Origin of the sequence: Bradyrhizobium guangxiense (assembly GCF_004114915.1) — a bacterium.
Lineage (GTDB): Bacteria > Pseudomonadota > Alphaproteobacteria > Rhizobiales > Xanthobacteraceae > Bradyrhizobium > Bradyrhizobium guangxiense.
In genome coordinates, this window is record NZ_CP022219.1 from 2,625,909 (window position 1) to 2,651,926 (window position 26,018).

18 protein-coding genes are annotated in these 26,018 nt (G+C 62.0%); 9 read left to right on the forward strand and 9 right to left on the reverse strand.

Annotation, left to right across the window (positions count from 1 at the left end):
• Nucleotides 1-12: 12 nt before the first annotated feature.
• From X268_RS12240 to X268_RS12280, 9 genes are all read right to left on the reverse strand, one after another.
• Entirely contained in the window at nt 13-1,599 is a 1,587-nt protein-coding gene (locus tag X268_RS12240) for a class I SAM-dependent methyltransferase (RefSeq protein ID WP_164937680.1), read from the reverse strand.
• A 5-nt stretch (nt 1,600-1,604) separates the two neighbouring features.
• A complete protein-coding gene (tssH, locus tag X268_RS12245) occupies nt 1,605-4,244 on the reverse strand; it encodes a type VI secretion system ATPase TssH (protein WP_128925194.1) in 2,640 nt (879 codons plus the stop codon).
• Nucleotides 4,245-4,341: 97 nt separating this feature from the next.
• Nucleotides 4,342-5,406 (reverse strand): type VI secretion system baseplate subunit TssG, encoded by a 1,065-nt coding sequence (gene tssG / locus X268_RS12250; protein ID WP_128925195.1) that lies wholly within the window; start codon nt 5,404-5,406, stop codon nt 4,342-4,344.
• The gene (tssF, locus tag X268_RS12255; RefSeq protein WP_128929231.1) at nt 5,370-7,337 is read right to left on the reverse strand and encodes a type VI secretion system baseplate subunit TssF; all 1,968 of its coding nucleotides are present in this window, start codon (nt 7,335-7,337) and stop codon (nt 5,370-5,372) included. The genes tssG and tssF overlap by 37 nt, the downstream gene beginning before the upstream one ends.
• 1 nt (nt 7,338) lies before the next feature.
• Nucleotides 7,339-7,887 (reverse strand): type VI secretion system baseplate subunit TssE, encoded by a 549-nt coding sequence (gene tssE, locus X268_RS12260; protein WP_128925196.1) that lies wholly within the window; start codon nt 7,885-7,887, stop codon nt 7,339-7,341.
• A gap of 168 nt (nt 7,888-8,055) precedes the next feature.
• Nucleotides 8,056-8,541, reverse strand: coding sequence for an Hcp family type VI secretion system effector (locus X268_RS12265; RefSeq protein WP_128925197.1), 486 nt, complete (start codon nt 8,539-8,541; stop codon nt 8,056-8,058).
• A gap of 50 nt (nt 8,542-8,591) precedes the next feature.
• Entirely contained in the window at nt 8,592-10,094 is a 1,503-nt protein-coding gene (tssC, locus tag X268_RS12270; RefSeq protein ID WP_164937681.1) for a type VI secretion system contractile sheath large subunit, read from the reverse strand.
• A 17-nt stretch (nt 10,095-10,111) separates the two neighbouring features.
• A complete protein-coding gene (gene tssB, locus X268_RS12275) occupies nt 10,112-10,636 on the reverse strand; it encodes a type VI secretion system contractile sheath small subunit (RefSeq protein ID WP_128925199.1) in 525 nt (174 codons plus the stop codon).
• A gap of 115 nt (nt 10,637-10,751) precedes the next feature.
• Nucleotides 10,752-12,068, reverse strand: a complete 1,317-nt coding sequence (locus X268_RS12280; protein ID WP_164937682.1) for a type VI secretion system protein TssA — start codon at nt 12,066-12,068, stop codon at nt 10,752-10,754.
• Nucleotides 12,069-12,417: 349 nt separating this feature from the next.
• Here X268_RS12280 and X268_RS12285 point away from each other — a divergent pair, with 349 nt between their 5' ends.
• The 9 genes from X268_RS12285 to X268_RS12325 are packed head-to-tail and all read left to right on the forward strand — an operon-like array spanning nt 12,418 to nt 26,017.
• Nucleotides 12,418-14,286, forward strand: coding sequence for a type VI secretion system Vgr family protein (locus X268_RS12285; RefSeq protein ID WP_128925201.1), 1,869 nt, complete (start codon nt 12,418-12,420; stop codon nt 14,284-14,286).
• Nucleotides 14,287-14,291: 5 nt separating this feature from the next.
• Complete coding sequence (locus X268_RS12290) at nt 14,292-14,855, forward strand: DUF6931 family protein (RefSeq protein ID WP_128925202.1); 564 nt, start codon at nt 14,292-14,294, stop codon at nt 14,853-14,855.
• 12 nt (nt 14,856-14,867) lie between these two features.
• Nucleotides 14,868-16,235: a type VI secretion system-associated FHA domain protein TagH gene (tagH, locus tag X268_RS12295; RefSeq protein ID WP_164937683.1), complete on the forward strand. Its 1,368-nt coding sequence runs from the start codon at nt 14,868-14,870 to the stop codon at nt 16,233-16,235.
• A 46-nt stretch (nt 16,236-16,281) separates the two neighbouring features.
• A complete protein-coding gene (tssK, locus tag X268_RS12300; RefSeq protein ID WP_128925204.1) occupies nt 16,282-17,619 on the forward strand; it encodes a type VI secretion system baseplate subunit TssK in 1,338 nt (445 codons plus the stop codon).
• Nucleotides 17,616-19,142, forward strand: a complete 1,527-nt coding sequence (gene tssL / locus X268_RS12305) for a type VI secretion system protein TssL, long form (RefSeq protein WP_128925205.1) — start codon at nt 17,616-17,618, stop codon at nt 19,140-19,142. The genes tssK and tssL overlap by 4 nt, the downstream gene beginning before the upstream one ends.
• A gap of 43 nt (nt 19,143-19,185) precedes the next feature.
• Nucleotides 19,186-22,734 carry a type VI secretion system membrane subunit TssM gene (tssM, locus tag X268_RS12310; RefSeq protein WP_128925206.1) on the forward strand — a complete coding sequence of 1,183 codons (3,549 nt, stop codon included), beginning with the start codon at nt 19,186-19,188 and terminating at the stop codon, nt 22,732-22,734.
• The gene (gene tagF, locus X268_RS12315; protein WP_128925207.1) at nt 22,731-23,432 is read left to right on the forward strand and encodes a type VI secretion system-associated protein TagF; all 702 of its coding nucleotides are present in this window, start codon (nt 22,731-22,733) and stop codon (nt 23,430-23,432) included. Before tssM ends, tagF begins: the two co-directional genes overlap by 4 nt.
• Before the next feature lie 6 nt (nt 23,433-23,438).
• Nucleotides 23,439-24,299, forward strand: coding sequence for a PP2C family protein-serine/threonine phosphatase (locus X268_RS12320; RefSeq protein WP_128925208.1), 861 nt, complete (start codon nt 23,439-23,441; stop codon nt 24,297-24,299).
• The gene (locus X268_RS12325) at nt 24,212-26,017 is read left to right on the forward strand and encodes a serine/threonine-protein kinase (protein ID WP_128925209.1); all 1,806 of its coding nucleotides are present in this window, start codon (nt 24,212-24,214) and stop codon (nt 26,015-26,017) included. Before X268_RS12320 ends, X268_RS12325 begins: the two co-directional genes overlap by 88 nt.
• The last annotated feature ends 1 nt before the right edge of the window (nt 26,018 follow it).

A 26,018-nucleotide genomic window follows, 5' to 3' on the forward strand; every position in this document is an offset into this window, starting at 1 on the left:
CCGCTGAACCCCTCAGGCGGCCAGCAAGCCCAGCTTGCCGACCATCGCAAGCGAACGCTGAACGCTCTCTCGTGTCGACAGCAGCAACGGCTCGGCGGTGGATCCGGCGCTATCCTTCTGCTCTATCCGGATGGTCTCGCCGAATCTTTTGGTCATTTCGGTCGTGATCTGGTCGATGGTCCGGGTACCGTCGAGCAATTGCAGAAAGTCCCGGGTTCGGTCGTCCTCGAGCTGCACCGTCTGATGGAGGAGGTTGGTGACCAGGGGACCTGTCTGCGCCTGCTTGCGGGCGAGAAGACTCGCCTGCGGACGATCCGACGCGCCCTCCAAAAGGAACGGTCGCGACAGGAGGAACGAGACCTCGCCGCTGCAAGCCAGAATGAACATCGCCTCAGTCAGCGCCCTTTCGTCATCATCTGCCATTCGGCCGCCAAGCAGCGCCCGGGCGCCGGCGAGCAACTCGTCAAAGGACAGTGCGCGAGGCCAGGCGCGGCCGAGATACAGGTGCGCGGCCTTCAAGAGCGGATTGGTCACCTTGATCCTGCTACCGTCCTGATTCTCGAATTCCATCGCAGAATCGTCGGCCACGCAGGCGTCCGGATCAACCGGGCTCGTCGTGCTCAGCAAATAGAAGCGGGTGATGAAATCGAGGTCGATCTGGCGGGAGAGCGAGACGTCGTCGTGGCAGAGCAGAGTACGGCGAAAGCCGTTCCCGTCGATGAAATCCTGATACTGGTCGCGCGCCATGAACTCGCTGTCTGGGAAGCGTTGCAACGTCGCGCGCACCTCCTCGGAATAGCCCGCCAGATTGCGTCGTGAGAAATCGGCGTCACTTAGATATTGCAAGCCATGGGAGCCTGCGCGCTCGACAACCTCTTGCAGCAGGAATGCCTCGGCGCCGTCGTCGAGATCGTCGTGAAACAACAGCTCGTCGGGAGACTTGAGGACGCGGTTGTACTGGTCGCGCATGACCGCACCGTGGACCGAGGTGGCCTTCGAGCCCTCACTCAAGAACTTCAGGATTGCGCGGGCCTGTCCTACTTTTTCCCTCATGCTGGTGAGGTGGCGAGTGTGGTACCGCATCATGTCGCGGACCATGTCGCGCAGATGTGAGAACGGGTGCGCATTGTAGCTGAGGTAGCAGACCCCTTGCGGCGCGAGGTTCCGCTTGAAGATCGTCATCATCTTTTCCCGCACCGCCGGCGGCACCCAAGAAAATACGCCGTGGGCGATGATGTAGTCGAACTCTCCGAAATTTGCGTCGACATCCATGATGTCGCAATGCAGGAGTTTGATGTTATTCAGGCCCAATGCTGCGATATTTCGCTGACCGCGCTCGATCGTTACGCCGCTCAGGTCGACACCGACGAATTCACTTGCCGGATATTGAAAGGCCATCGGCAACAGATTGCCGCCAACGCCGCAGCCGAGCTCCAGCACCCGGCAGTGTTCCACCCGAGCGGGTTGCATGCCATAAACGGCGGCGATCGTCGCGAGATGGTTCGGATGAGTGAGCCCGTAGACGTGGCCGGGGTAGAAGACCTCGTCATATCGCGTGGAACCAATGGTCGGGTGGCGATGCTCGGTTTGAATATTCATCGTGCTCAGTTCCACGTATAGGCGAATCTGTCGTTCTCGATCGAGACCCGGGCTTGCTTCACTTCCTCCTTTGCAAGCGATCTGCCGAGGAATTCGCGCGACAGCTCCGGGAGCAGGGTATTGGTAATGATATTGTCGATCATGCGCCCACCGGAATCCGGATCGTTGCAGCGCGACACAATGTGCTCAACGACTGCATCGTCGTAGCTGAAGGCCGCGTTATGATTGTCGCGGAGCCGCCGTCCGATCCGGTCGAGCTGCAGTCGAGTGATGCCGGCGAGCATCTCGTCTGACAGCGGAAAGTATGGGATCGAGACGATGCGTCCAAGAAGTGCTGCGGGAAACACCTTCAGCAATTCCGGTCTCAGCATCTTTGCGAGCTCTTCCGGCTCGTTGCGATACTTGGGATCACGCGCGAGGCCCATGATCAGATCAGTGCCGACGTTGGTGGTCAAAATGATCAAGGTGTTCTTGAAGTCAATCCGCCGACCGTTGCCGTCCTCCATGGTCCCCTTGTCGAATACCTGGAAGAAGATCTCATGAACGTCGGGATGGGCCTTCTCCACCTCGTCGAGCAGGATGACACTGTAGGGCTTGCGCCGCACGGCTTCGGTCAGGCGACCGCCCTCGCCATAACCGACATAGCCGGGAGGTGCGCCCTTCAAGGTCGAAACGGTGTGCGCTTCCTGAAACTCCGACATGTTAATCGTGATCATGTTTTGCTCGCCGCCGTAGAGGGTCTCGGCAAGCGCCAAGGCGGTTTCCGTCTTGCCCACCCCGGACGGTCCGGCCAGCATGAACACTCCGATTGGCTTCGACGGGTTGTCCAGTTTGGCTCGGCTGGGTTCGATTCGCTTGGCGATCATCGTCAGCCCATGGGACTGGCCGACGACACGGCGGTTGAGAATCTCCGGCAGCTTCAGGACGGTTTCGATCTCGTCCCGCATCATCCGGCCGACCGGGATGCCGGTCCAGTCGGATACGACGGACGCGACCGATTGCTGATCCACATGGGCATAGACCATCCGCTTTTCCGGATTGATGCCCTCCAGCGTCTCGAACTTGCCGCGCAGTTCCGCGCGTCTGGAAGCCGGGTCCTCGCCTTCCTTGGCCTCCGACAGGATCTCGCGAATGCTGCGGATGTCCTTGACCAGGGCCTGCTCGGCGGCCCAATCGGCCTCGAGGTGCGCCAGCTTGTCCTTCAGAGCTGCGATGTCGTTGTCGATGGCGGCAATGCGCTCGCTTTCCGTGATTCCCAGGTCGGCATCGCTGACGAGCGCAGACCGCTCAGCCTCGCGAGCGGTGATCGAAACGCGCGTGTCCTCGATCAGACCCGGCGTCGCGCTCTGGCTGATGGCGACGCGTGCCGATGCGGTGTCGAGCAGGCTGACTGCCTTGTCCGGGAGCTGTCTTGAAGGAATGTAGCGGTGCGAAAGGTTGACGGCTGCAACGATCGCTGCATCGGAGATGCGGACATTGTGGTGCTTTTCCATCGGACCAAGAAGTCCGCGCAGCATGATGCAACAGGTCTCGACGTCGGGTTCATCGATCTGGATCGGCTGGAAGCGTCGCGTGAGAGCGGGGTCCTTCTCGATGTACTGGCGATATTCCGCCCATGTGGTGGCGGCGATCGTACGCAGCGTGCCACGGGCGAGGGGAGGTTTCAGGAGATTGGCCGCGTCACCCGTGCCCGCCGCGCCTCCGGCCCCGATAAGCGTATGGGCTTCGTCGATAAAGAGGATGGTGGGAGTGGGTGAGCTCTGGACCTCATCGATCACCGAGCGTAACCGCTGTTCGACCTCGCCCTTCATTGAGGCGCCAGCCTGCATCAAGCCGATGTCGAGCGAGCAGAGCCTTACATCACGCAGCGGTGGCGGTACATCGCCGGCGGCGATGCGTTGCGCGAAGCCCTCGACAACGGCGGTCTTGCCGACGCCGGCCTCGCCGGTGAGGATTGGGTTGTTCTGCCGCCGGCGCATGAGCACGTCGATCAGTTGGCGGATTTCGTCGTCCCGGCCGAGGATCGGATCCATCTGGCCCGATCTGGCCTTGGCGGTGAGATCCTGGGCGAACCGGGCGAGCGGTGTCGTTCCCTTGGGACCTGCTTGGTCCCCGCCCGCGGTATCGGCGCCGACCAGGCCGGAGCCGTCCATCGGCCGCATGGTTTCCTCGTCGGAGCCGGCCCAGATGGCACGGTGCTCCGCGGCCAATGCATCGACGTTGATCTTTGCGAATTCCGGCGAGAGGTTGTTCAGGGCACGGCGGACATCGTTCGACTTCAGGCCCGCCACCAACAGATGGCCGGTGCGGATCTGAGTTTCGCCGAAGAACAGCGTCGCATAGTGCCAGCCCCGGTCGAGCAGATCGATGACCGAATTGGCGACACCCGGCATGTCGGTTTCGTTCTTGCGAAATCCATTGATGGCTCCGGCAAGGTCCGACAACAAGCGACCCCGGTCGAGCTTGTAGTGATCCACGGACAGGCTGAGGTCGGTGCGCTCCTGCTGCAGAATATGAAAGAGCCAGTGCGCAAGCTCGACATTGCGGTTACCGGCGCTCTTGGCATGGCGCAGCGCTTGTATGAAGGCATCATAGCCGGCGCGATTCAGCTTGCCTGTTACAGCTTCAAGGCTGATGTCTGTCACGGCTGCTCCTCCTGCCTAATTCCTCCGCGGTGCCTGGTACCAAGCGGAAAATGCTTCAAACCCCATAACGTTATGGCGATCGGCGCGATGAATTGGTTCAAATCGCAGCTGCATCGACCGCGGCGCCCCGACGGGCCCTCAGGCGCTCGCCGAGCTGAAAGCGGGCATCGCGGCGAAATTCTTCCGTCGAGGCCCAGTTCGGCGAGACCCAGGTGGTCCAACCAAGCCGTCCACTCTGTCCGAGCCTGACCGGGACGACCTCTCCCGCGGGAATGGCGAGCTCCACCTCCCATTCGAATTCGTCGCCGATGTAGAAGAACACGGCATCTGCCAAGGGCTCCGACAAATTGGGTGTTTCGGTCGGCAGGAACTGCTCGTACTGCCTGAAATTCTTGACGAAGATTCGAACCCTGATCTTATCCTCGACGCTGAAGACGCGTGAGCCCAGAAGAGCGTCCCGGCCGATCCTGGCATGGGTCCCGCCAAGCCGGCTGCAGTGACTCGGTTCGAACGAGAGCCAAGTGCCGACAAATTCATCGATCTCGACCCTCACGTCGAACAACCCCTGCAGGAACCGCGTCAGCCGTGAGGCACACTTGACCCTAGGGGCGACCAGTCCGGCGAAGCTGAGCTTCGCCATGTCCGGTATGGTGTCTCGATCGGCGAAAACGTCGGAGCCGAGGCCGGCGAAGGAGCCGACATAGGCGATGAAGCGATCATCGGCTGGCCGATCATGCTGCGCGATCGGTCGTGCGTCGGCCCAGGCGCGGAAGAACAGTTGCAGGAAGCGTCCGTTGAGCAGGTCGAGGAAACGCGGGAAAGCGTCGTCCCGCATCAGCCACCAGCCGAGGCTTTCATCCGTGGTGGCGAGCGGCAGGGCGCCCTGTGGCCCCAGGAGACCGAGAAATTTGACGAGTATCCTGAGCCGGCCGGATTGGTCGTCGACTGCCGCGAGATTGGAGGCGGGGAACTCCAGATAGGGCACCTGGCCGAGATCGACATACTCATCGCGGCGCGTGGCACTGTCGCCGATCCGCGGCCGATCCGGACTGGCCCGCTCGAGCTGGCGCAACGTATTGAAGAAATCGAACCTCCAGGGCTCCGCCTTCATCTCTTCGATCAGCGTCACAGCGGTCTCCGCGTGCCCATGCGCGGCGGCCACCGCATGATCTCGCCGCGTTCCGGCGTCGAGATGACCGTCTGCGTGAAGGTGTTGAAGCCCGAATAATCTGCGAAGAAGCGCTCCAGCACGGCGCCGAGCAGGAACACGCCGCTGCCTTCGAACGCTTTCTCGTCGAGCGTGACGGTGATCTCCAGACCCCGCGCCGCGCCGCTGCCCGTTCGTTCGCGCACCCGCCGCACCACCGGCCGGCTTTCGATGCTGCGCACGCCGCGGATCTTGCGTTCTGTCGCGTCGTCGAACTGGTCGGCAAACAGAGACAGCATTTCGCGCAACGCTCCGGCGTTCTTGCCGCCACCGCGCTCGACGAGGCCGAGATAGTTCAGGCTCATCATGTTGATCAGCCGCCAGCTGACAATCCCGCTGTTGGCGATCTCGCTGCGGCTTCGCAACTGCGCGACCACGGGCTCGCGCGGCCGGGTGGGGCCCGCGACGCAGATCAGATCAAGGGAGGTATCGTCCAGCAGGCGGAAATCGGCGCCGCCCTGGCCGACCGGCAAATGCTCGGTCAAATGGCGATTGGAACACAATGCCCGAACGCTGAGCTCGGCGACGGAGCCTTCGCCGCTCAGTTCGCCGGGCTCGAGCAGCGACAGGAACATGTCCGTGCCCGTGTAGTCGGAGGATGCGCCGTACGTTTTTTCTTCCACGGTGCGACGCCGAGGCAGCCGGCGGACGGTGAAATAGAGTCCTTCGACAGATCCGCTGGTCCGGTCGACGGCGGCCGAATACAGCGGACGCACCGGCCGCTTGTCCTTTTCTGCCGGAAAGTGAGCGTAGACGTCGAGCACCTGGTGCGGCTCGTATTCGAGATAGCGGCTGCGATCGGGCACGACGTGGTACTCGTGCGTATTCGACTTGACCGGAATGCGATCGCTGGTCTTCTCGAACAGGTTTATCGCCGGCGCCGTATAGAGCTTGAAGACATCTGGACGCACCGCGGCCGGGAGCCTTGAATTGTTTTCATCGAAGGCGAAGACGATGTCGATCGATTTGCTGCGCAGCCGTGGCATCACGCTGCGAAGTCCGGTCAGATTGATGCCGAGGAACTTGCGGGGGAACATGAAATATTCCCGCAACAGTTCCGAGCCGCGAAAAACCCGATTGTCGTTGGGAAAGAGCGGCTCGTTCTCGTCGAAGCCAATCTGCTGCACGCAGTCATGAGGTGCAGGGGTCACCACCGGATCGCCGAAGTCGTCGAGATGGCGGAAGTAGACACCCCTGCAATTCGAGATCAACTGCTCATAGAGCGCGATGGCGTCGGATTCCGCGCCGGTCAGATAGATCGGGAGTTCGCTCACGCGGCAACCGGCAAACCAGGTCTCTGGCTTGGTCCGCGCTTCCGCGTCAGGCGGTTCCTCATCGAGCCGGGCCGCAGTCCGATGCGTCAGCGACAGCCTCAATCCGGCGACGACGTCGCTGCCGACGGAAATCCCAAGCGCCTGCAGCGCGCCTGCCGTTGAGAAATACTCTGCGCCCGTGACGTCAAACGGCCAGAGCACGACATCTCGGCAAAGTCGGAATCGGCAGGCAAGGCTTCGCTCCCTTTCGCGGTAGGTGGCGTCGAAATAGGCGCCGCGTGCGATCTTTTTGCCGTCGCGCAGCGCCGGATCGGCATAAGGCGGTCGTGCTGCGACCAGCATGGCCGACGGGGTGGGGGCAAGGTAGTTTGGGACCAGCTGCTCAAGCAGATTGGCGGTGAATTCCGGAAATTCGTGTTTGAGTTTGAGTTGAACACGGGCGGCGAGAAATGCGGCACCTTCGAGCAGCCCCGTGATCATCGGATCCGAGCGGTCGCGAATCAGGCCGCCGAGGCGCTCTGCGATGCCAGGATATTCTTCGGCGAAATCGCCGGCATGCTCGTAGAGCAGTGACAGTTCACGGTTGTAGAAATCCAGGAATTCGCGATTCATGTTAAAGTCGGTTGATCTGGATGTCGCCGCTATCGAGCTCGACGTCGGCGACGAATTCCACGGGGACGTTGAGCGGCTCGGCCTTGAGGTCTGCGTGAACGATGAAGCGCAGCTTGAGCTGTTCAGGGACGACCGAACCGTCACGGCGGACCCGGATCGTCTTGCGATCGAGCCTCGGTTCATAAGTCGTCAGCGTTTCGCGCAGCGCGTCGGTGAGTTCGTCGTCGGTGATCTCGTCGATCGATCGATGAGCGATATCTGGGAAGCCGTAATTCAGGACCGACGTCCGCACGCAATCCCGGCCAGTCAGGTCCAGGGTCGATTCCAGAGCAATCGTATTGAGGAGCGTTTCGAGGTCATGGGAGACCTCGCGTCGAAGTAGCGTTTCCGAGATGGGAAAGCGGCCCGCGCTGCGCCGCCCGGCAATGACTCGCTCGCCGAACTCATCGCGCAGATTGAGCTTCTTGCGCGCATCGCGCGCTTCATGGGCCGCGCGGAAGGCCAGCATCAATGGAGGAGAGAGTCGATCCCTCTTCGGTGCAATCGTCATTTGCGGTCCCCATGACGCCGGCTCGCACGCAATTCGGTAGGCGCCAGCCGGTCTCCGAGACCGCCAGCAGGCGCTCGGGTTCACGACGGGCGACGGAAAGGTACAATCAAGATTGCAGGGCTTGGCGCCGGTTCGCGCTATTGGCAACCGGCGCCAAGCAGGGGCCGATCAGGCCCATTCCTTATTGGCAGGAACATCCCAGCCGAACGTCGGTGAAGCTCCGGCGGCGCCTTTTTCCGTCTGGGTCTTGTAGGTCATCTTGACCTTCGCGAAGTTCAGGCTGACGTTTTCGGTCAGGCGGTCTTCACCATGCGAGCCGCCCGTCGATACGCTGCTGACCATGACGTGTTTCATCTCGATCTTGAGATATTCCAGCGGATTTTCTCCGGCCTTGCGGACGGTGAGGATCGCGGTGTCGATGTGCTTGCCATTGGCGCAGACTTTGAACAGTTCCGGCGTCGCCTTGTCGACAAAATGCGTGAAGTGAAGATCCTGGACGCTGACCTTGCCGGCGCCGCCGCCCGAGCCGCTGTGGAAAGTGCCGGTCTGACTCTCACCGAATGACCAGCTCAAAATCTCGATTTCGTCCTTGTGCTTGTCGTCGAGCGACTCGCCCTTGATCGGATCGAGTTTCAGGAAGATGTCGACAGCCATAGCATAGTCCTTTCAAAATTCTGCATGTTTACGGTTGCGATGCTGCGGCGTCAGGAGCTCGGGCCTGGCAGGCGCGAAACCAGACTGAGGCCGACGTCCATCGCCTCCAACTGAAAGTGTGGACGAAGAAAGAAGCGCGCGTTGTAGTATCCCGGGTTCTCCTCGTTTGCTATGACCTCTACCTTCGCAGCGGCCAGCGGCTTGCGCGCCTTCTGAGCTTCTGACGACAGGGCTGGGTTGGCATCAACGTACTCGTTGATCCAGGTCTGCAGCCAGACCGTCAGCTCATCCTTCTCCTTCATGGATCCGATCTTGTCGCGAACCATGCACTTCAGATAGTGCGCAAAGCGAGACACAGCGAACATATAGGGCAGTCGTGACGACAGGTTGTCGGACGCAGTTGCATCCACGCCCTTCTCGCCGAAATATTTCTTCGGCTTATAGAGCGACTGGGCACCGATGAAGGCGGCCTTGTCGGTGTTCTTGCGATGGATCAGCGGGATGAGGCCCGCCTTTGCAAGTTCGTGCTCTCGGCGGTCGCTGATGGCGATCTCGGTCGGGCATTTCAGGTCGACGCCACCGTCGTCGGTCGGGAACGTGTGCGTCGGCAGATTGATGACTTCGCCGCCGGACTGAACGCCGCGGATTCGCGTGCACCAGCCGAACTCCTTGAAGGCGCGGTTGATGTTGACGGCCATCGCATAGGCGGCGTTGATCCAGCCGTATTTGTCGCCAGTGTGCCCGTCGGTCTCCTCCTCGAAGGCGAACTCTTCCACGGGCTCCGACTTCGCGCCGTAGGGGAGGCGACCCAGCGCGCGCGGCATGCACAGGCCGAGATAACGCGAATCGTCCTGATCGCGCAGCCCCTTCCATGCGGCATATTCCGGCGTGTCGAACACCTTGCCGATGTCGCGCGGGTTGGACAGCTCGGTCCATGAATCCATTCCCATCAGCGTCGGCTCGGCGCCGCTGAAGAACGGGGCGTGAGCGGCGCCTGCGATCTTGCTGAGATCGCGCAGCAACTGCACGTCGGTGGGCAGGTGACTGAAATAGTAGTCGCCGATCAGGCAGCCGAACGGCTCGCCGCCCAACTGGCCGAATTCGTACTCATAGACCTGCTTGAACAGCGGACTTTGGTCCCAGCGCGCATCGGGATAGAGCCGCAGATTCCGATACAGCTCGTTCTTCGAGACATTCATCACCCGGATCTTGAGGTTGGCGTCGGTCTCGGAATTGAAGACGAGGTAGTGGAGGCCGCGCCAGGCACTTTCGATCGCCTGAAACTCGGGCGCGTGAATGATCTCGTTCATCTGCGCGGTCAGCTTCTGGTCAATCCGCGCGATCATCTCCTCGATGGTGTCGAGCACGTCCGATTTGATGACACTCGTGTCCTTGAGCGCTTCTTGTACGAGCGTGGACACCGCGTTTTCGACTTCGATCGCTGCGCGTTCGGTGCGCGGCTTGAAGCTTTGCTTCAGCAGAGCGGAAAATTCGTCTGCCTCGACGGTGCCAACCCGGGTAGTAGCTTCTTTATGAGCAGCTTCTTTTGCCATGGTCCCCATTCCTTCCCTTAGCTCTCGGTGCCAGGTTCGCTAGGCGCGCTGGCGCGCTCCCGCAGCGCGGCCATCAGTTGAGGATCGGCGAGAAGTTTCTTCAGCTGGTCCTCGGCTGCCACCTTGCCATCCATGTAGCGCAGCAGATTGGCGAGCTGTTCGCGCGCCTCGAGCAGCTTGGCCGTAGCCGGCACCTGGCGTGCGACTGCCACCGGCGTGAAATCCGACATCTTGTTGAAGCGCAGGTTGACCGTGAGCTTTTCGTCCGTCCCCTCGGTGAGACGATTGGCGACGCGCGCCGTCACACCAGGCTGGATAGCGGCCATGCGGTTGTCGAAATTGTCCATGTCGAACTCGAGGAATTTACGCTCCTCGACCTTGGCCTTTTCGACGCCCGGATTGTTGCCGGAGAGGTCGGAGAGGACGCCCATGACGAACGGCAATTCTATCAGCCGCTCCGCGTCGTACGGATCTTCGTATGTGATGTGCACGCGCGGAGCGCGGTTCCGGCGAATGAACTTTTGACCGCTGTCTGTAGCCATGATGTCCTCACTACGAAATCGCTTTTGACGCCGACGCGGAATCGACTAGGGCGCTTTGAGTTGCGGTCGGCAAACAGCCTCGTGTCCAGTTAGTGCCCTCGAGCGAAAGCTCGGTTCAATGCGACCTGTCGATTGTTTTAAGCGTTCCCTCGGGCAAAACATCATCCAAAAGACTGAGGAAGTCGCGTTGTGCGAGCTCTCGCGCGCGATCGAGCAAAAATGGGACGGGGCTGGAGGGCTCGGCGCTTCGGAAAAACGACGCGACCTTGGCCAGCAGGCCCAAGGCCTGCGCCCGGTTTTCCACTGAAAATACAACGTCTTGATCGTTGCCGTCGGCGCTCGCGGAGAGCGGGGCGGCAAGTTCCGCCATCCGTTCGATCGGCAAGTCGAAGACCTTATTGCGCCCGATGTTGATCGCGGCGCTCTCGACGTGCGAAGGCACGAGCATCCGCATCACTTCGATGAACGATTTGCCGATCATCTCCTGCGCCTGGCGCACGAGCAGCAGCGCCGGGTTGGACGGTTCCATTCGGGCAAAATAGTCGGTCACGGCCGCAAGCGCCGCGGAGGCTTGGGCGGAAGAAGCGAGCTCCCCGGGGGTGGCGAGCGGCGCCTCAGTCTCCATAGCTTCGACGCTCTCGCCCCTTGCCGCGACCACCGCGGCCGGATCTCGCAACGCGACCAGACCTGCAAGCCAAGCCGCCATGCCATTCGCCAAGCCGGAAACCCTGTCCAGGCTGATGGAAGGGCCCCCGTTCAGCTTTTCGTGCCAGGCCTGCTTGATGCCCGAGATTTCAGCAGCGATTGCGGAGCATCGGGCGCTGGTTGCCTTGAGAGTATCGAGATCGGTCTCACTGACGATGCGCTCGATGGTTGCAGCATCGGGCCCATCGGCGTCGCCGGCGCCCGCGGGAATTTCGCCCATTGCAACTTGATAGGCACGATAGTTGAGGGCGCCGTGTCTGCGGTTCTCGATCAGGGGAAGGAACTGCAGCGGGTTAATGACCGTCGGGAAGACGTCGAGCGATTCGACCGTGACGGCGCGAAGCGCGTAGTCGCCGTCCTCGTCTCTTGGATGCACTGCTTCCCACTGCTCGTTAAGCAGCAAATTAGTTGCCTTCAGGCAGCAGAGGAAGCCGTCGAGATCGCGATTGAGGATGGAAAATTTAGCCAGCAGCATGTTCAGACGCAGATCGCGGGTGCGCGCAAGGAGGGGCTCCGCGGCGGCAAACTGCCCGGCAAAATCAACCGCCTTTGGATCGAAGCGCCCACGCTCGCCATTGGCGTTGACGACGTCGAAGAACGACATCGGGAGTAGAGATTCCGCACCTGCGAAGAAGTTGAGATATTCGACGTCTCCTATGGCGTCGAGATCCGGGCCGCAGGGATCGTCAGCGGAAATGGGCTGCGTCAGTAAAGGGACATCAAGCATACGAGGCCCATCCAACCGCTCGGTCACGTCCCGCTGCCCGCCAATGATGACCTGCGGAGCACGCAGCGGATCATGATCCGATCATCTCTTGTAAGTGAGACATCCTCTGATCCTGGTTCATTCCTAAGATCATGCCATTTTTGCGTGAACCGGCAAGCTCTTGTAGTCGACTACTTGATAGCGGGGGTGGCTCTTTGGGCCATTCGGGTGGACGCGTGAGAGGACCTGCGCCGCGGCGGACTTGTCAGCGCAGCAGGTGGCGCGCCCCGGATTCCCGTGGTTGTTGTATGGCGTTTGATCAGCTCTGCGCAGCGGGTCATTCGATCGGAGGAGGGAGTTTAGGCGCCACATGGGCCAGCTTAGTCAGGATACCCGTCTCTGCGAACTCAAGACACCTCTCGGCAAGGACGTTCTGGTTTTTGCCGGATTCGAGGGCTCGGAAGGTCTCAGCGAATTGTTCGAATATCGTATCGAATGTCTTAGCGAAGACGCCGACCTCGACTTCGACCGCGCGATCGGCCAGCAGTGCACGTTGACGATAAAGCTGCATGAAAAGGAGCGCGAGTTCAGCGGCATTCTGACCGAGGCCCAGTGGCTCGGGGGGAAGAACGATTATTTCAGCTATCGGATCGTGCTGAGACCCTGGTTGTGGCTGTTGTCGCGCACCACCGATTGCCGGATCTTTCAGGACAAGAAGGCACCCGACATCATCAAGGAGGTCTTCAACGAACGCGGCTTCACCGATTATGAATCCAAGCTGACCGAGGAGGGCTCCTGTCCGAAGCTCGAATATTGCGTTCAATATCGCGAAACTGACCTGAACTTCGTGTCCCGGCTGATGGAGCAGCACGGCATCTACTATTTCTTCAAGCATGAGGGCGGCAAGCACACGCTCGTGCTGGCGGACTCCAAATCGTCGCACAGCCCGGTCAGCGGTCTTGCCACGATCCCCTACATCCCGCTGGCGGGAGCCGATCGTCGCGGCGAGCAGCATATCTATGAGTGGGTTTCGGAGCGCCGGTTTCGCACCGGCAAGATCGAGCTCAACGACTACAATTATCAGAAGCCCAACGCAAAGATGATCAGCGACGCCAAGGGCACCGAGCATTACACCAGGTCGGAGATGGAATTTTACGACTATCCCGGCAAGTTCAAGGAGAAATCGGACGGCGAGCGCTACGCGAAGATCCAGCTCGAGGCAGAGCAGGCGATGGACCGCCGGCGGCGGGGCAACGGCGATGCCGTTAACCTGTTCCCCGGCGGACTGACGAAGCTCGAAAAGCACTCCAAGGATTCGCAAAACATCGAATATCTCGTCGTGCGGTCCACGCATTCTTTCTCGATCGAATCCTATCGCACCGGCGGCCCCAGCGACGCCGGGCAACACGTCTATTTCGGCAGCTACGAGTTTCTGCCGAGCGATCGGCCGTTTCGAGCGTTGATGCTGACGCCGAAGCCGAGGATCAACGGCATCCAGACCGCCAAAGTGGTGACCAAGGACGACAATTCGAGCGAGGAAATCGACGTCGAGTCGCTCGGCGAAATCTATGTCCGCTTTTTCTGGGATCGCAAAAAGAAGCGGTCGTGCCGGTTGCGCGTGGCCCAGGTCTGGTCCGGCAAACGCTGGGGCGGTCAGATCATTCCGCGCGTCGGACAGGAAGTCGTCGTCGAATTCCTGGAAGGGGATCCGGACCGGCCCCTGGTGATCGGCACCGTGTACAATGACGAATACAAGCTGCCTTACGACCTGCCGTCGAAGAAGACGATTGGCGGCCTGAAGTCAGATTCGACCAAAGGTGGCGGCGGCTTCAACGAGTGGAGCTTCGAGGACAAGAAGGGCTCCGAGAAGATCACGGTGCATGCGGAAAAAGACCATGACGTGACGGTCCGCGACACCGAGACAAGGACTATCGGCGAAGCCGCATTTGGCGGTGACACCCGCAAGACAACGCTCAAGAACGGCAATGACAAGCTGGACATCGAATTGGGCGGTCAGCACATCACGCTGGCCATGGATCAGTCCGTCAATGCAGGCCTCAGCATCACGCTGACGGCCAATGCGACCATAACTCTGCAAGTGGGGCCCAGCCAGATTATTCTGACCCCGGGAGGCATCGTCATCAACGCACCGACGATCGCCATGACGGCGCAGGCCGCCATGGCGCTGTCAGCCGGCGGTCCGCTGGCCGCCCATGGCACTCCAACCCTTGTCGGCTGATGGCTATGGGTCAGGTTCGGTTTGGTACGGTTCAGGATCTGCTTCAAGCCTATCCCATGGCGCGCTACGATATTGGCAAGGCCGACGCCGACAAGCCATCGCTGGATTTCCTTCAGGAGGCTGCCGACGCGCGCAACTGGCACCAGGCCGTATCCTTCTGCGCCTACCTGCTTCCCAGGCGCGTGGCCGTTGCCTGGGGGTGCCGCTCGCTGCGACGGATGTTCGACCATTTCGACGCCAACGACAGCAGGTCGCTGGATTTTGCCGAGACCTGGGTCCACCAATCGGATGAGCCATCACGGAACAAGGCGCTGGCCGTCGGCAACGCCAACGACCCCGAGCAGCCGGCGACGTGGATCGCGCTGGCGGCCGGCTGGTCCGGAGGAAGCGTGGTTCCCGCGGAATTTGCGCCGGTTGAAGCCAAGCCCGATCAGGCAGCGCGGGCGGTACGCACCTCCCTGCTCATCGGCCTTTGCCGGCTGAACCGTGACTCGCGGGACCGGATAATGACGGCATGCCTGAAGGATGGTATTCAATTAGCACGCGGCGAACCGCGCCCTCCACGCTAACGAGACGATGTGATGGTGCTTCGCTTCAATATCGAGAACGAACCGAATCTTCCGGATGGCGGACCTGTGTCATTTACCGTCACCGGCAGGCGTTCAGTCGATATTGGCCGGGACCGTCACCTCGACTGGACGCTGCCGGATCCGGCGCGGATGATTTCCGGAAAGCATTGCGAGGTACACTTTCGCGACGGCGGCTATTGGCTGCACGACGTTTCCACGAACGGCACTTTTCTCAACGGCGCCGACCAGCGCATGCGAGGGCCGCACCGCCTGCGCGACGGTGACCGGCTCACGATCGGCCATTACATCATCGCCGTTTCGCTCGAGGATGAGCCCGGCGGGCGCGCGCCAAACCATGAGACGCAACACCAAGGATCTCTCGCCCAGCAACACGCCGACTACGGAGAGCTCTGGACCGCCGATCGGGACGTGCCGCCGCCGATCGACCCGCAGCAGTTGAAGAAGCCGCGTGAGGCTGCGCGGCCCGTCAATCCGGAGTTTCTGGATTGGGCGGCGAGCGTCCCGGCGCCGGCTGTGGATCCTGTCCGGCGTTCGTCACCTATGCCTTCCTACCAGTCCTCCGCGCAGGACGACATGAGTTGGGCGGCCGGTCCGATTGCCGCTCCGAGCCCCCAGGTCGAGCGCCCGCCCGCGGTGCCAACCCCGCGCCGGCCATCCGTGTGGACCGATGACGAGCCAGCGGCTGCCCAGCCGGCGCAATCGCGGCATGCCGAGGCGTCCCACCCGCCGCAGGCGGCGGAGGAGGAACCCGTCAGGGCCATGGCAACCGGCGGTGTCGAGTTCACGCGGATGGTGGCACGCGCTGCCGGATTGCCCGACAATTTCTTTGCTCACCAGAGCGATGCTGAACTCGCCGAACAGCTTGGCATCATCTTGCGCATGACCGTCGATAACCTGATGGCGCTGCTGCAGGCGCGAACCCAGGCCAAGCAGCTGACACGCAGCACCAGCCAGACCACCGTCCAGGCCATCGAGAACAATCCGCTGAAGTTCTCGCCGACATCGGAAGAAGCGATGCGCATTATGTTCGGACCGCGGACGCGCAGTTATCTCGACGCGCAACGCGCCTTGGCACAGGCCTTCGGCGACCTCAAATCACATCAATTGAGGACGTATATGGCGATGCAGCACGCTGTCCATGAGCTGATCGCCAGAATCGACCCGACGCTGATGGCGCGCGAACTCGAGCTTCAGCGCGGCGCAAACGCCTGGTTCGGATCGAACAAGAGCAAGCTCTGGGACGAATTCCTGACGCGCTGGAAGGCGCATCTCGGCCGCGACAACAGCGCGCCGATCGAGACCTTTATGTTGTATTTCGCCGACTATTACGATCGCGCCGACAAGGCTGATTCAAAGTGAATGACGGCGGCACGCGGTCGCCGACAAATTACTGAGTGGATGCGGAATGTCTTGGTACAGCAAAGTTTTCTGGTCAGAAGGTCTGTTTCTGCGACCGCATCATTTGCAGCAGAACGACCGCTACATCGAACATTTGCTGGAAAAGCGCGTTCGCTACACGACGCCGTACCCTTGGGGTTTCGCCCAGCTCGAGATCGACAGGGATCTTACCGAACAGAGCAAGTTCGCGGTGCGCAACGCCTCCGGCGTCATGCCCGACGGAACGCCGTTCGACATTCCCGCCGATAGCCCCATCCCGGAAGCGATCGAAGTGCCGGAAACGGCCGCAGGCCAGATCGTCTGGCTGATGATGCCGGTGGCAGCGCCAAATACCCGCGAGGTCGATGAGGACCGCACCGACAGCGCCAGTCGTTATGTTCGGACGTCGGAGACCTTCATCGACTCGACCTCGGCGTTACGCATAGAGGAGGAGATCGACATCGCCTATCCGCGGTTGTCGTTCGAACTGCGTAAGACCAGCAAGCCCGGATACATGGGTCTCGGCATCGCGCGCATTCTGGAAGTGCGCGACAAGAACATCTTGTTTGACGACAAGTTCGTGCCGCCGATGCTCGTCTGCGCCGCGCATCCGGTCATCGACGGTTGGCTCAACCGCATCATCGGCTGGGTCGAGACCAAGCTCGACGAGCTCGCACGTTACGCAGTCGATCCGTCGTCTGGAGGCGGCCTGCAGAGCGTCGACTATCTGGTGCTGCAAGTGCTCAACCGCACCATTCCCGTGCTGACCCATTTCCAGCGGTCCGGCAGCGTGCACCCCGAGCGGCTATACGAGGAGTTGCTGAGATTCGCGGGTGAACTTGCCACATTCGCGACGGCCGAGCGCCGCGCGCGCAATTACCCGGCGTACGATCACGACGATCTGGAGAACGTGTTCACGCCCTTGGTGAGCGACATCCAGGACTTCTTGAGCGCGCGGCTCGGCCGGCGGGCGATCCGTCTGGAGATCATCGAACGCGCTCAGAACGCCTTCGTATCGCCGATCCGCGATCGGGCGCTATTCCGAACCGCGACCCTGGTGCTGGAGGTTGCCGCACGGCGGCCGCTGGTGGAGATCCAGAACGACTTCCCGCACCTGTTCAAGGTCGGGCCGAACACGAAGATGAACGAGATCGTGCACGCAAACCTGCCGGGTCTGACGTTGGTGCATCTGCCGACGCCGCCGCCGCATATCCGCGCCATCACCGATCACGTCTATTTCTATCTCGATCGCAAGTCTCCGCTGTGGCCTGAGTTCAGCACCGCGGCATCGATCGGAATGCACTTTTCCGGCGACTGGCCGGAGCTCGAGCTGTACCTTTGGGCCATCCTGGAAGACAGGCCATGAGCGACAGGGACAAGCCGGTCAATCCTTTCGGTCGGGGCGAACGGACGATCATTCGTCCCAACCCTGGCGGAAAGTTGCCGCCGGCGCCGACCCCTCAACCTCCGGCGGGCGAGTTACCTGCGGCACGTCCGGCTTATTCGCCATCGCCCGTACCGTCTCGCGACACGCCGGCACCGCCATCATCCTTTTCTCCCGTCCCGCAGGGCGCAAGTTACGCCGCCCCGCCTGTCAGCCATCCGACCGAGGAATGGATCTCGACGCCTGCGCAAAACCAGGCGCCGCAGCCCATATTGCCGCCCGGACCGCCGCTGCGCGTCGACGATCTGGTCGCGCCAAATGCCAATCCGGTGATGCGCGCGGCGGGCCCATTGCTCCAATTGCTCGGCCGCTTGCGGGTGGCGCTCATGCGTGCGTCGTTCGCGAGCCTGATGGAGCAGGTCGCCGACGCTATCAAGTTCTTCGAAAAGGATATCCGTTCAGCGGGCATATCCGAGTATCAGGCCAACACCGCGAAATATATTCTGTGCGCCACCGCCGACGATATCGTGCAGCACATCCCGACCGAGGAACGCCACGTCTGGACGCAGTATTCGATGTTGAGCCGGTTCTTCGGCGAACGGGTCGGTGGGGTGCGCTTCTTCGAGATCCTCGATCATTTGAAAGTTGATCCCTTGGTCAACTATCCGGTGCTCGAACTTCAGCACGCCTGCCTGGCGCTCGGCTTCCAGGGCATTCACCGAACGTCGGCAGGCGGACTCGCCAACCTGCAGCTGATCCAGCGGAACCTCTACGAATTGCTGCGCCGGGTCCGTCCGAAAACGATGAGCGACCTGTCGCCCAACTGGCGCGGGCAGGCGCTGGCGGGGCGCCGGCAGCGTTTGCGTGTTCCCGTCTGGCTGGTCGCGGCCGTGGCTGCAGCGCTGCTGACCGGGTCCTATTTCGTCCTGCGGACGCTCTTGGCCGGCCGGGCGGAGAATGCTGCCGAGGTCGCGCACGCACTCCATCCGGACGGTCCGATCGAGCTCAAGCGGCGGGGCGTCGCCCCTCCGCCACCGCCGCCACCTCCGCCGCCACCCGATCGCATCACCCAGTTGCAGCGCATCCGAAACGCCCTGGCGAAGGAGAACACCGCCTGCGCCATGACGGCCGACCAGACCGCGAGCTTCATCGTCATCAGGGTCTGCGACCTGGCGTTGTTTGCCTCGGGTCAAGCCACCATCCTCGACGGCTTCAAGCCGGTCGCGCTCCGCGTCGCGGCAACGCTCGACAAGGAGCCGGGGCGCCTCCGGGTCGTAGGCCACACCGACAGTTCGCCGATCCGCACGGTCCGCTTCCCGTCGAATTTCGAGTTGTCGGTCGAGCGCGCCAAGGCGGTGGCCGCCGCGCTCAAGCCTGGCCTGACCGACGGTTCGCGCGTCGACATCGAGGGCAAGGGAGCCGATGCGCCGATCGCCAGCAACACGACACCGGAGGGGCGCGCCAAGAACCGGCGCGTCGAGATCTTTATCGAACGCAGTGAATAGGCCGACACCGCGAGCTCTCGCGGTTTGCGACAGGTACGGTTAGATGCTTGCCAAGGACATTATCCGCATCATTCTCTATGGGGTCGGGCTCAGCTCTCTCGGAGCGGTGATCTATTTCGCCGGCCCTTTCATCGCGTTCGGCGATTGGCGGCCACTGGAGAACCATATCGTCCGCCAGATCGCTATTCTGCTGCTGACCGCGGCCGTGGCAGCTGTCGTCGGCCTCAATCTCTTCAAGCGGCGCAAGAATGCCAAAGAGATCGCCGACGGTATCGCCGGTGCGGATCAGCCAGTCAGCGACGAGCCGGTGCTCAAGGAGCGCATGAGGGATGCGCTCGCGACGCTGAAGACCGCCAGTGGCAACAAGTCGGGCTATCTCTACGATATCCCCTGGTACGTCATCATCGGTCCACCCGGCGCCGGCAAGACCACGGCGCTGGTCAATTCCGGCCTGAAATTTCCGCTCGCGCGTGGAGCGACGCCTGCGGCCATCGCCGGGGTCGGCGGTACCCGCTATTGCGATTGGTGGTTTACCGAGGAAGCCGTGCTGATCGATACTGCCGGCCGCTACACCACTCAGGATTCCAACAGCAAGGCCGACAAGGATAGCTGGCTGGCCTTCCTGGACATCCTGAAGAAGAGCCGGTCTCGCCAGCCGATCAATGGCGTCCTCGTCGCCATCAGTATCGAAGACATACTGACACTGCCGAAGCAGGAGCTCGCACTTCACGCCGATGCCATCAGGATGCGTCTGCTCGAATTGCACCAGAGGCTCAAGGTCAGCTTCCCGGTCTATGCGCTCTTTACCAAGGCCGATCTCGTCGCCGGATTCACCGAATATTTCGCCTACCTCGGCGAGGCCGGCCGCCGTCAGGTCTGGGGTGCCACGTTCCAGACCGCCGACAAGACCCAAAATCTGGTGGGACAGATCCCCGTCGAGTTCGACCATCTGCTGGAGCGGCTGAGCGAGGAAACGCTCGATCGTCTGCAGGACGAGCCGACGCCGCAGCATCGTGTCCAATTGTTCGGTTTCCCAGCGCAGATGGCGCGGCTCAAGCCCCAGATCCACGACTTCCTCAACCAGATCTTCGAGCCGACGCGCTATCACGTCAATGCGAATCTGCGCGGGTTCTACTTCACGTCGGGCACACAGCAAGGCACGCCGATCGACCAATTGATCGGGTCGTTGGCGCGTACGTTCGGCGCGGAGGAGGTTGGCTCCGGATCCTATTCCGGCACGGGCAAGAGCTACTTCCTGGCAGATCTGATTTCCAAGGTGATCATCGGCGAGGCCGATTGGGTCTCGACCGACCGTGCCGCGGTACGCCGTGCGCTGATCATGAAGACCGCGGCGCTGTCCTTGATCGGACTGATCTCGATCGGGCTGATCGCCGCGTGGCTGACGAGCTACAAGCGCAATTCTGATTTGATCGAGCAGAGCCTGCAGGCGGACAGTGAGTATGCGGCCGCCGGAGCGCCCGTTATCAAAGAGACGCTGATCGCCGATCGCGATCTCGACAAGGTGCTGCCTCTGCTCTACCGGTTGCGCAATGCACCGGCAGGCTATGCATCGCGCAACGAGTCGGTGCCTCTGTCGGCACGCTATGGACTCAGTCAGCACGCCCGGCTGCTCTCCCCTGCGAAGGCAGCCTACCATACGGCGCTCGAGCGCATGTTCCGGCCGCGCCTTCTCTATCGCCTGGAGGAGCAGCTCAACGCGCGGATCAACGAGCCGGCCTTCGTTTACGAGGCGCTGAAGGTCTACCTGATGCTTGGTGGCCTGCAGGCGCCGGATCGCGAGCTGATCCGCTCATGGATGCAGCGTGACTGGGCTGACAACCTCTATCCCGGTGCGACGAACGCGGAAGGGCGACGTCTGCTCGACGAGAACCTCGTTGCGATGTTCGACCTCGAGACCGAGCAGCCGCCGCTGGTTGAGCTCGATGGCCGATTGATCAAGCAGGCCCAGAGCTCGCTGGCGCGCCTCAGCGTCTCGCAACGTGCCTACGAATTCTTGAAGTCGGAGGCGCGTGCGTCCTCGGCTGGCGACTGGATCGCCAGCCGGCGCGGTGGTCCGGACATGGCTGTCGTGTTCGAATCCACGACCGGACAACCGCTCGATGCCCTGCGTGTGCCCGAGTTCTTCACCTATTACGGCTTCCATCAGAAGTTCGTGGCACGGTTGCCCGGATTGTCGGAGCGAATGAAGCGGGAGCGCTGGGTTTTGGGTGATGCCGGTCAGCAGTCGGCCGTGGACCAGCAATATGACAACCTGACGGGCGATCTGCTCAGCATCTATTCCAACGAGTTCGTGACGACCTGGCGAACAGCACTTGGGAGCCTGCGTCTGAAGAAGTTGCTCGCCGACAAGCCCAAATACGAGGTGCTGCGCGCGCTTTCCGCGCCGACCTCACCGATGCGGCAGATATTGGAATCGGTTCGCGACGAAACGACGCTGACAAAGGAACGCCCGAAGACGGTGGCGAATTCCGCGGCACCTGCGGCCGCTGCCGTTCCACCGGCCCCGGCACTCTTCACCAATGCCCAGGATGGTCCCATGGGCGCGACGATTGAGGCTCAGTTCAAACCCTACCACGCCGTGCTCGAAGGCGAGAGCACTCGCCGGCCGATCGACTCGACCATCGCCAACCTGAACGACATCGCACAGAACCTGACGCTGATGGTCGAAAATCCGCAACTGACGGCGCAGGCGACCGCCGCGCTTCAGTCCCAGGTCGCGGCCCTTCGCAACAATGCCTCGCGCATGCCTCCGCCGTTCTCCGACATGTTGCGAGCGGCGGCTGCCGAATTCGAGGGGAGCATCGCGGCCTCGACCGCGGGGCAGATCCTGCAGACGCTACGGGATCAGGTGACGCCCGCCTGCCAACAGACGGTCACCAACCGCTATCCGTTCGTCCGGAGCAGCAACCAGGAGGTTCCGCTCGCCGACTTCGCCAAAGTATTCAGCCCGAACGGGATCATGGATAAATTCTTTGCGCAGTATCTCGCCCCCTACGCCGACACGTCTCGGTCGGAGTGGGTCTGGCGGAAGGAAAGTCCCGTCGGACGGTCATTTTCTCCGGATACGCTCAAGCAATTTCAGAATGCCGCCTATATCCGTGATGCCTTCTTTCAGACAGGCGGCGCCGTGCCGGCGGTATCGTTCGCAATCCGGCCGCCCGGTTCAGCCGGACCGGGCGTGACCGTCAAGACCGAGATCGGCGGTACCACGATCGCGGGACCGACCAGTCCCGGACCGGCCACGTCATCCTTGTTTGGCGGCCCGCAACCTGCGCCTGCGCCGCAGCCGCAGAGCAACGCGCCGACGACGGTTTTGTGGCCCGGTCCGTCGCCGCGAACGGCGATTTCCGTGAGCAACGACACGGGTCCGCCTTCCGTGCTCGAGCGAACCGGTCCCTGGTCGTTGTTCCGGATGCTGGAAGCAGGTTCACTGGTGGCGAAGGCGGAGACGGCCAGCGCGACGTTCATCGTCGCCGGGCGCGAGCTGAACTATCAGATCTCGACCGGATCATTGCGCAATCCGCTGAACATGTCAGTGCTCCGCGAGTTTCGTTGCCCGACGGGAATATGACGATGCGTTGCGGTTTATTCGGCAAGATCGGAGCAAAACGCGACTTTATCGCAATCGCGACCCCGCGCAGCTTCCTTGAAGCATGGGAGCCCTGGCTGCAGGCTGCGCTGTCCGCAAGTCGCCACCGACTGGGCTCGGATTGGCGGCAGGCCTTCGTTACCGCACCGGTTTGGCGGTTTTGGCTCGGCGCAACGATCTGCGGTAGCTCGGTCACAGGGGCGATCATGCCATCGCTCGACGGGGTCGGGCGGTACTATCCATTGACGCTGCATGCAGTCGCGCGCGAAGGAGAGATGTTGCCCCCACCGAACATCGATCCGCAGGATGAATGGTTCGGGCAAGCGGAGGCGTTTCTGCTTTCGACTCTGGATCAGGCCGCAACCTTTGAGCAGATATCCGATGCACTGGATCGTCTTGAGGCGCCGCGATTGCGAGAGGCGGCGGCCTGCGACCCATCGATCACGTCGCTTGGTACCGGCGCAGTGGCAAGTGGTGCGGCGGCCGATGCATTCGCGGGAACGTTTGCTGCACTTTGCACCGCCGCGCCGGAAGTCTACGCCGCGGCCAGCTTCTGGTGGACGGCCGGAGGCGAGGGATTTCCGTCAATGGCGCTGAGCTACCGCGGATTGCCGGATCCATTTCACTACGCGATGCTGTTGACCGGCGATCTTGCCTCGGCTGGCCCGGGGACGGGATGACGCGCGATGACACACGTCCCAACCTTATTCGATGTCGGTAGCGTCACTCACGCCGGACGCGTGCGAGAGCGTAACGAAGATTCATTCCTGGTACGTACAGACGTCGGCCTCTGGGCTGTGGCCGACGGGATGGGCGGTCACGAGGCCGGTGATCTCGCCAGCCGCATTGTGGTGCAGTCGCTTGACGCGATCGGAACGCTCGAGTCCGCCGCCGATCTGCTGGCGGAATGCGAGGTGCGGCTGTTCAGCGCAAACCAGCAGATCCTGGCGCTCAGCCAAGAGCGACAGGGGGCCACGGTCGGGACCACGGCGGCGGTTCTGCTCGTTCGCGACGGTTACTATGCCTGTGTATGGGCAGGCGACAGCCGGGTCTATCTGATCAGCCGCGGGATCATCAACCAGGTGTCGCACGATCATAGCGAACTGGAGGAACTCATCGCCGAAGGCGCGCTGTCGCGTGAAGACGTGAAGGATTGGCCGAACAACGCCATTACGCGCGCTGTCGGCGTCGCCGACGATCCGGAGTTTGAGGTGGTGACCGGCCCGGCCGCGCCGGAAGACATCTTCGTGATCTGCAGCGATGGCTTGACGAAGCACGTGCAGGACGAGGAGATCCTGCAGCATGCGGCGACACGGCGCGCACAGGCGGCGTGCGATGACATGCTCGCGCTGGCTCTCGACCGCGGCGGCCTTGACAACGTGACGATCGTAATTGTGCGGCTGCTCGCGCCACAATCACGTGAGCCAACAAGAACGCCGCTCGATTGGAAGCCACAATCATGCCCCCGAACGATCCGTTCCGATCGTCCTACAGAGGCGTGCCGACCGGCACCCGCCTCAACGGCATCTACGAGATCGAAGCGGTGATCGGCGCCGGCGGCATGGGTGAAGTCTATAAATGCCGCGAGATCCAGACCGGATCGCCTGTTGCGGTTAAAATGCTGCTGCCCGATATGGTCGAGAATGAAGCCGCTCTCGCGCTGTTCCGTCGGGAGGCTGCCGCGCTCCACAATCTGCCGCACGACGCCATCGTTCGCTATTTCCTGTTCACGGTGGAACCGGTGTTGCAGCGACCGTATCTCGCGATGGAGTTCGTGAACGGCCGCTCCCTCTCGAGCATGCTCGAGGACGGACCGTTGACCCTCGAGGCGCTGATCAAGCTGATGCAGCGCGTCGCATCGGGCCTGCATGCTGCCCATGAGCACGGCATCATCCATCGCGACGTTTCGCCGGACAATATCATTGTGCCGCTCGACGACGTCAGGCGGGCCAAGCTCATCGATTTCGGCATCGCCCGATCGACCCAGATGGGGGACAAGACCATTATCGGCTCCGGCTTTGCCGGAAAGGACAATTACGCATCGCCGGAACAGGTCGGACTCTACGGCAACGAGGTCACTGCCAAATCCGATGTCTACAGCCTCGGGCTCGTCCTGTTCCACGCGCTGACCGGGCAGAAGCTCGACATGGGCGGCAGCCAATTTCAACTGGTGGAGAAGCGCCGGCGCGTACCCGATCTGGGAGCGGTGGACATGCGCATCCGGCCCTTGCTGGAACGAATGCTGCAGCCTGATCCGGCATTGCGTCCGAGCATGGCGGAGGTCGCGAATTGGGCGCTGGCTGGTTCGGCTGAGCCATCACCCGCGCCATTGTACGGATTTGATCCCCTGTCGCGCCCGGAAGGCAGGGCGCCGGCGCGGCAGGACGGGACGCCGCCATCGGCGTGGAAACGAGGTCTCTGGCGCGGGGCTGGCGTGGCGGCGGTCTTGCTCCTGCTTTGGGGAGGAGGATGGGCCTTCTACAAGCTGATCTGGTCGGGGCCGGGCGCAACCGTGTTGCCGCCACCTCCGAAGCTTGCTGCAGGAATGGGGCCGCCGAAGGCCGAGCCGGCTGCCTCGCAGGCGGGACGCCAGGAGTCGGTCACGCTGCCGGTGTCGCCGACGGCAACGCCGTCTCCAACACCCGATAGGGCCGGGCGAACCGATCGCATCCGCAAATATGTGGCGCAATATTCCGGCGGCGACTGCTTCTTCATCCTGCCGGTCGCCGTAAGCCAGAATGCTGCCGTCATCGAAGGCTTCGGGGCCTCCACCGCCCCGTTCGACACTTTCGACAAGGCGTTCCGGCGTGAACAAGGCTTTGAACCTTCGGTCGGCGTCAGGCAGGTGACCCCTGCGCAATGCCCCGCCGTCAAGTTCTTGAGCGAGGTCGGGAGCGATCAGGCGCGAGCGCCGCGGATCAACCTGTCGGCGACAGAGCTGAAGGCCGGGGAAACCCTCAACGGTACCATCGAGAACTTCGCCAACCGCGTCGTGGAACTGCTGATGGTGTCAGATCGCGGCGAGGTCCAGAGCCTGAGCTATCTTTTGAAACCGGGCATCGACTCGCTTTCGTTTGCGCTCCCGCCGGCACGCGGGAGCGGGCCGCAGCTGCTGTTGGTGGTCGCGACCCCGCAGGTCCTGGATTCCCTGCGTCAACCGAAGCCGATCGCTGCCGACACATTCTTCCTACAGGCGCTCAGCGAATCTCAGCGCAACAAGGTAGCCATCACCGCAGCCGCACGTTACGTGCTGCTCACGAACTGAT

Coding starts and splice junctions, on each gene's coding strand:
- X268_RS12320 (WP_128925208.1), top strand. CDS start 23,439: ATGACACACGTCCCAACCTTATTCGATGTCGGTAGCGTCACTCACGCC.
- X268_RS12290 (WP_128925202.1), top strand. CDS start 14,292: ATGGGTCAGGTTCGGTTTGGTACGGTTCAGGATCTGCTTCAAGCCTAT.
- X268_RS12285 (WP_128925201.1), top strand. CDS start 12,418: ATGGGCCAGCTTAGTCAGGATACCCGTCTCTGCGAACTCAAGACACCT.
- tssK (WP_128925204.1), top strand. CDS start 16,282: ATGTCTTGGTACAGCAAAGTTTTCTGGTCAGAAGGTCTGTTTCTGCGA.
- X268_RS12325 (WP_128925209.1), top strand. CDS start 24,212: ATGCCCCCGAACGATCCGTTCCGATCGTCCTACAGAGGCGTGCCGACC.
- tagH (WP_164937683.1), top strand. CDS start 14,868: ATGGTGCTTCGCTTCAATATCGAGAACGAACCGAATCTTCCGGATGGC.
- X268_RS12280 (WP_164937682.1), bottom strand. CDS start 12,068: ATGCTTGATGTCCCTTTACTGACGCAGCCCATTTCCGCTGACGATCCC.
- X268_RS12265 (WP_128925197.1), bottom strand. CDS start 8,541: ATGGCTGTCGACATCTTCCTGAAACTCGATCCGATCAAGGGCGAGTCG.
- tagF (WP_128925207.1), top strand. CDS start 22,731: ATGACGATGCGTTGCGGTTTATTCGGCAAGATCGGAGCAAAACGCGAC.
- tssE (WP_128925196.1), bottom strand. CDS start 7,887: ATGACGATTGCACCGAAGAGGGATCGACTCTCTCCTCCATTGATGCTG.
- tssB (WP_128925199.1), bottom strand. CDS start 10,636: ATGGCTACAGACAGCGGTCAAAAGTTCATTCGCCGGAACCGCGCTCCG.
- X268_RS12240 (WP_164937680.1), bottom strand. CDS start 1,599: ATGAATATTCAAACCGAGCATCGCCACCCGACCATTGGTTCCACGCGA.
- tssL (WP_128925205.1), top strand. CDS start 17,616: ATGAGCGACAGGGACAAGCCGGTCAATCCTTTCGGTCGGGGCGAACGG.
- tssC (WP_164937681.1), bottom strand. CDS start 10,094: ATGGCAAAAGAAGCTGCTCATAAAGAAGCTACTACCCGGGTTGGCACC.
- tssM (WP_128925206.1), top strand. CDS start 19,186: ATGCTTGCCAAGGACATTATCCGCATCATTCTCTATGGGGTCGGGCTC.
- tssF (WP_128929231.1), bottom strand. CDS start 7,337: ATGAATCGCGAATTCCTGGATTTCTACAACCGTGAACTGTCACTGCTC.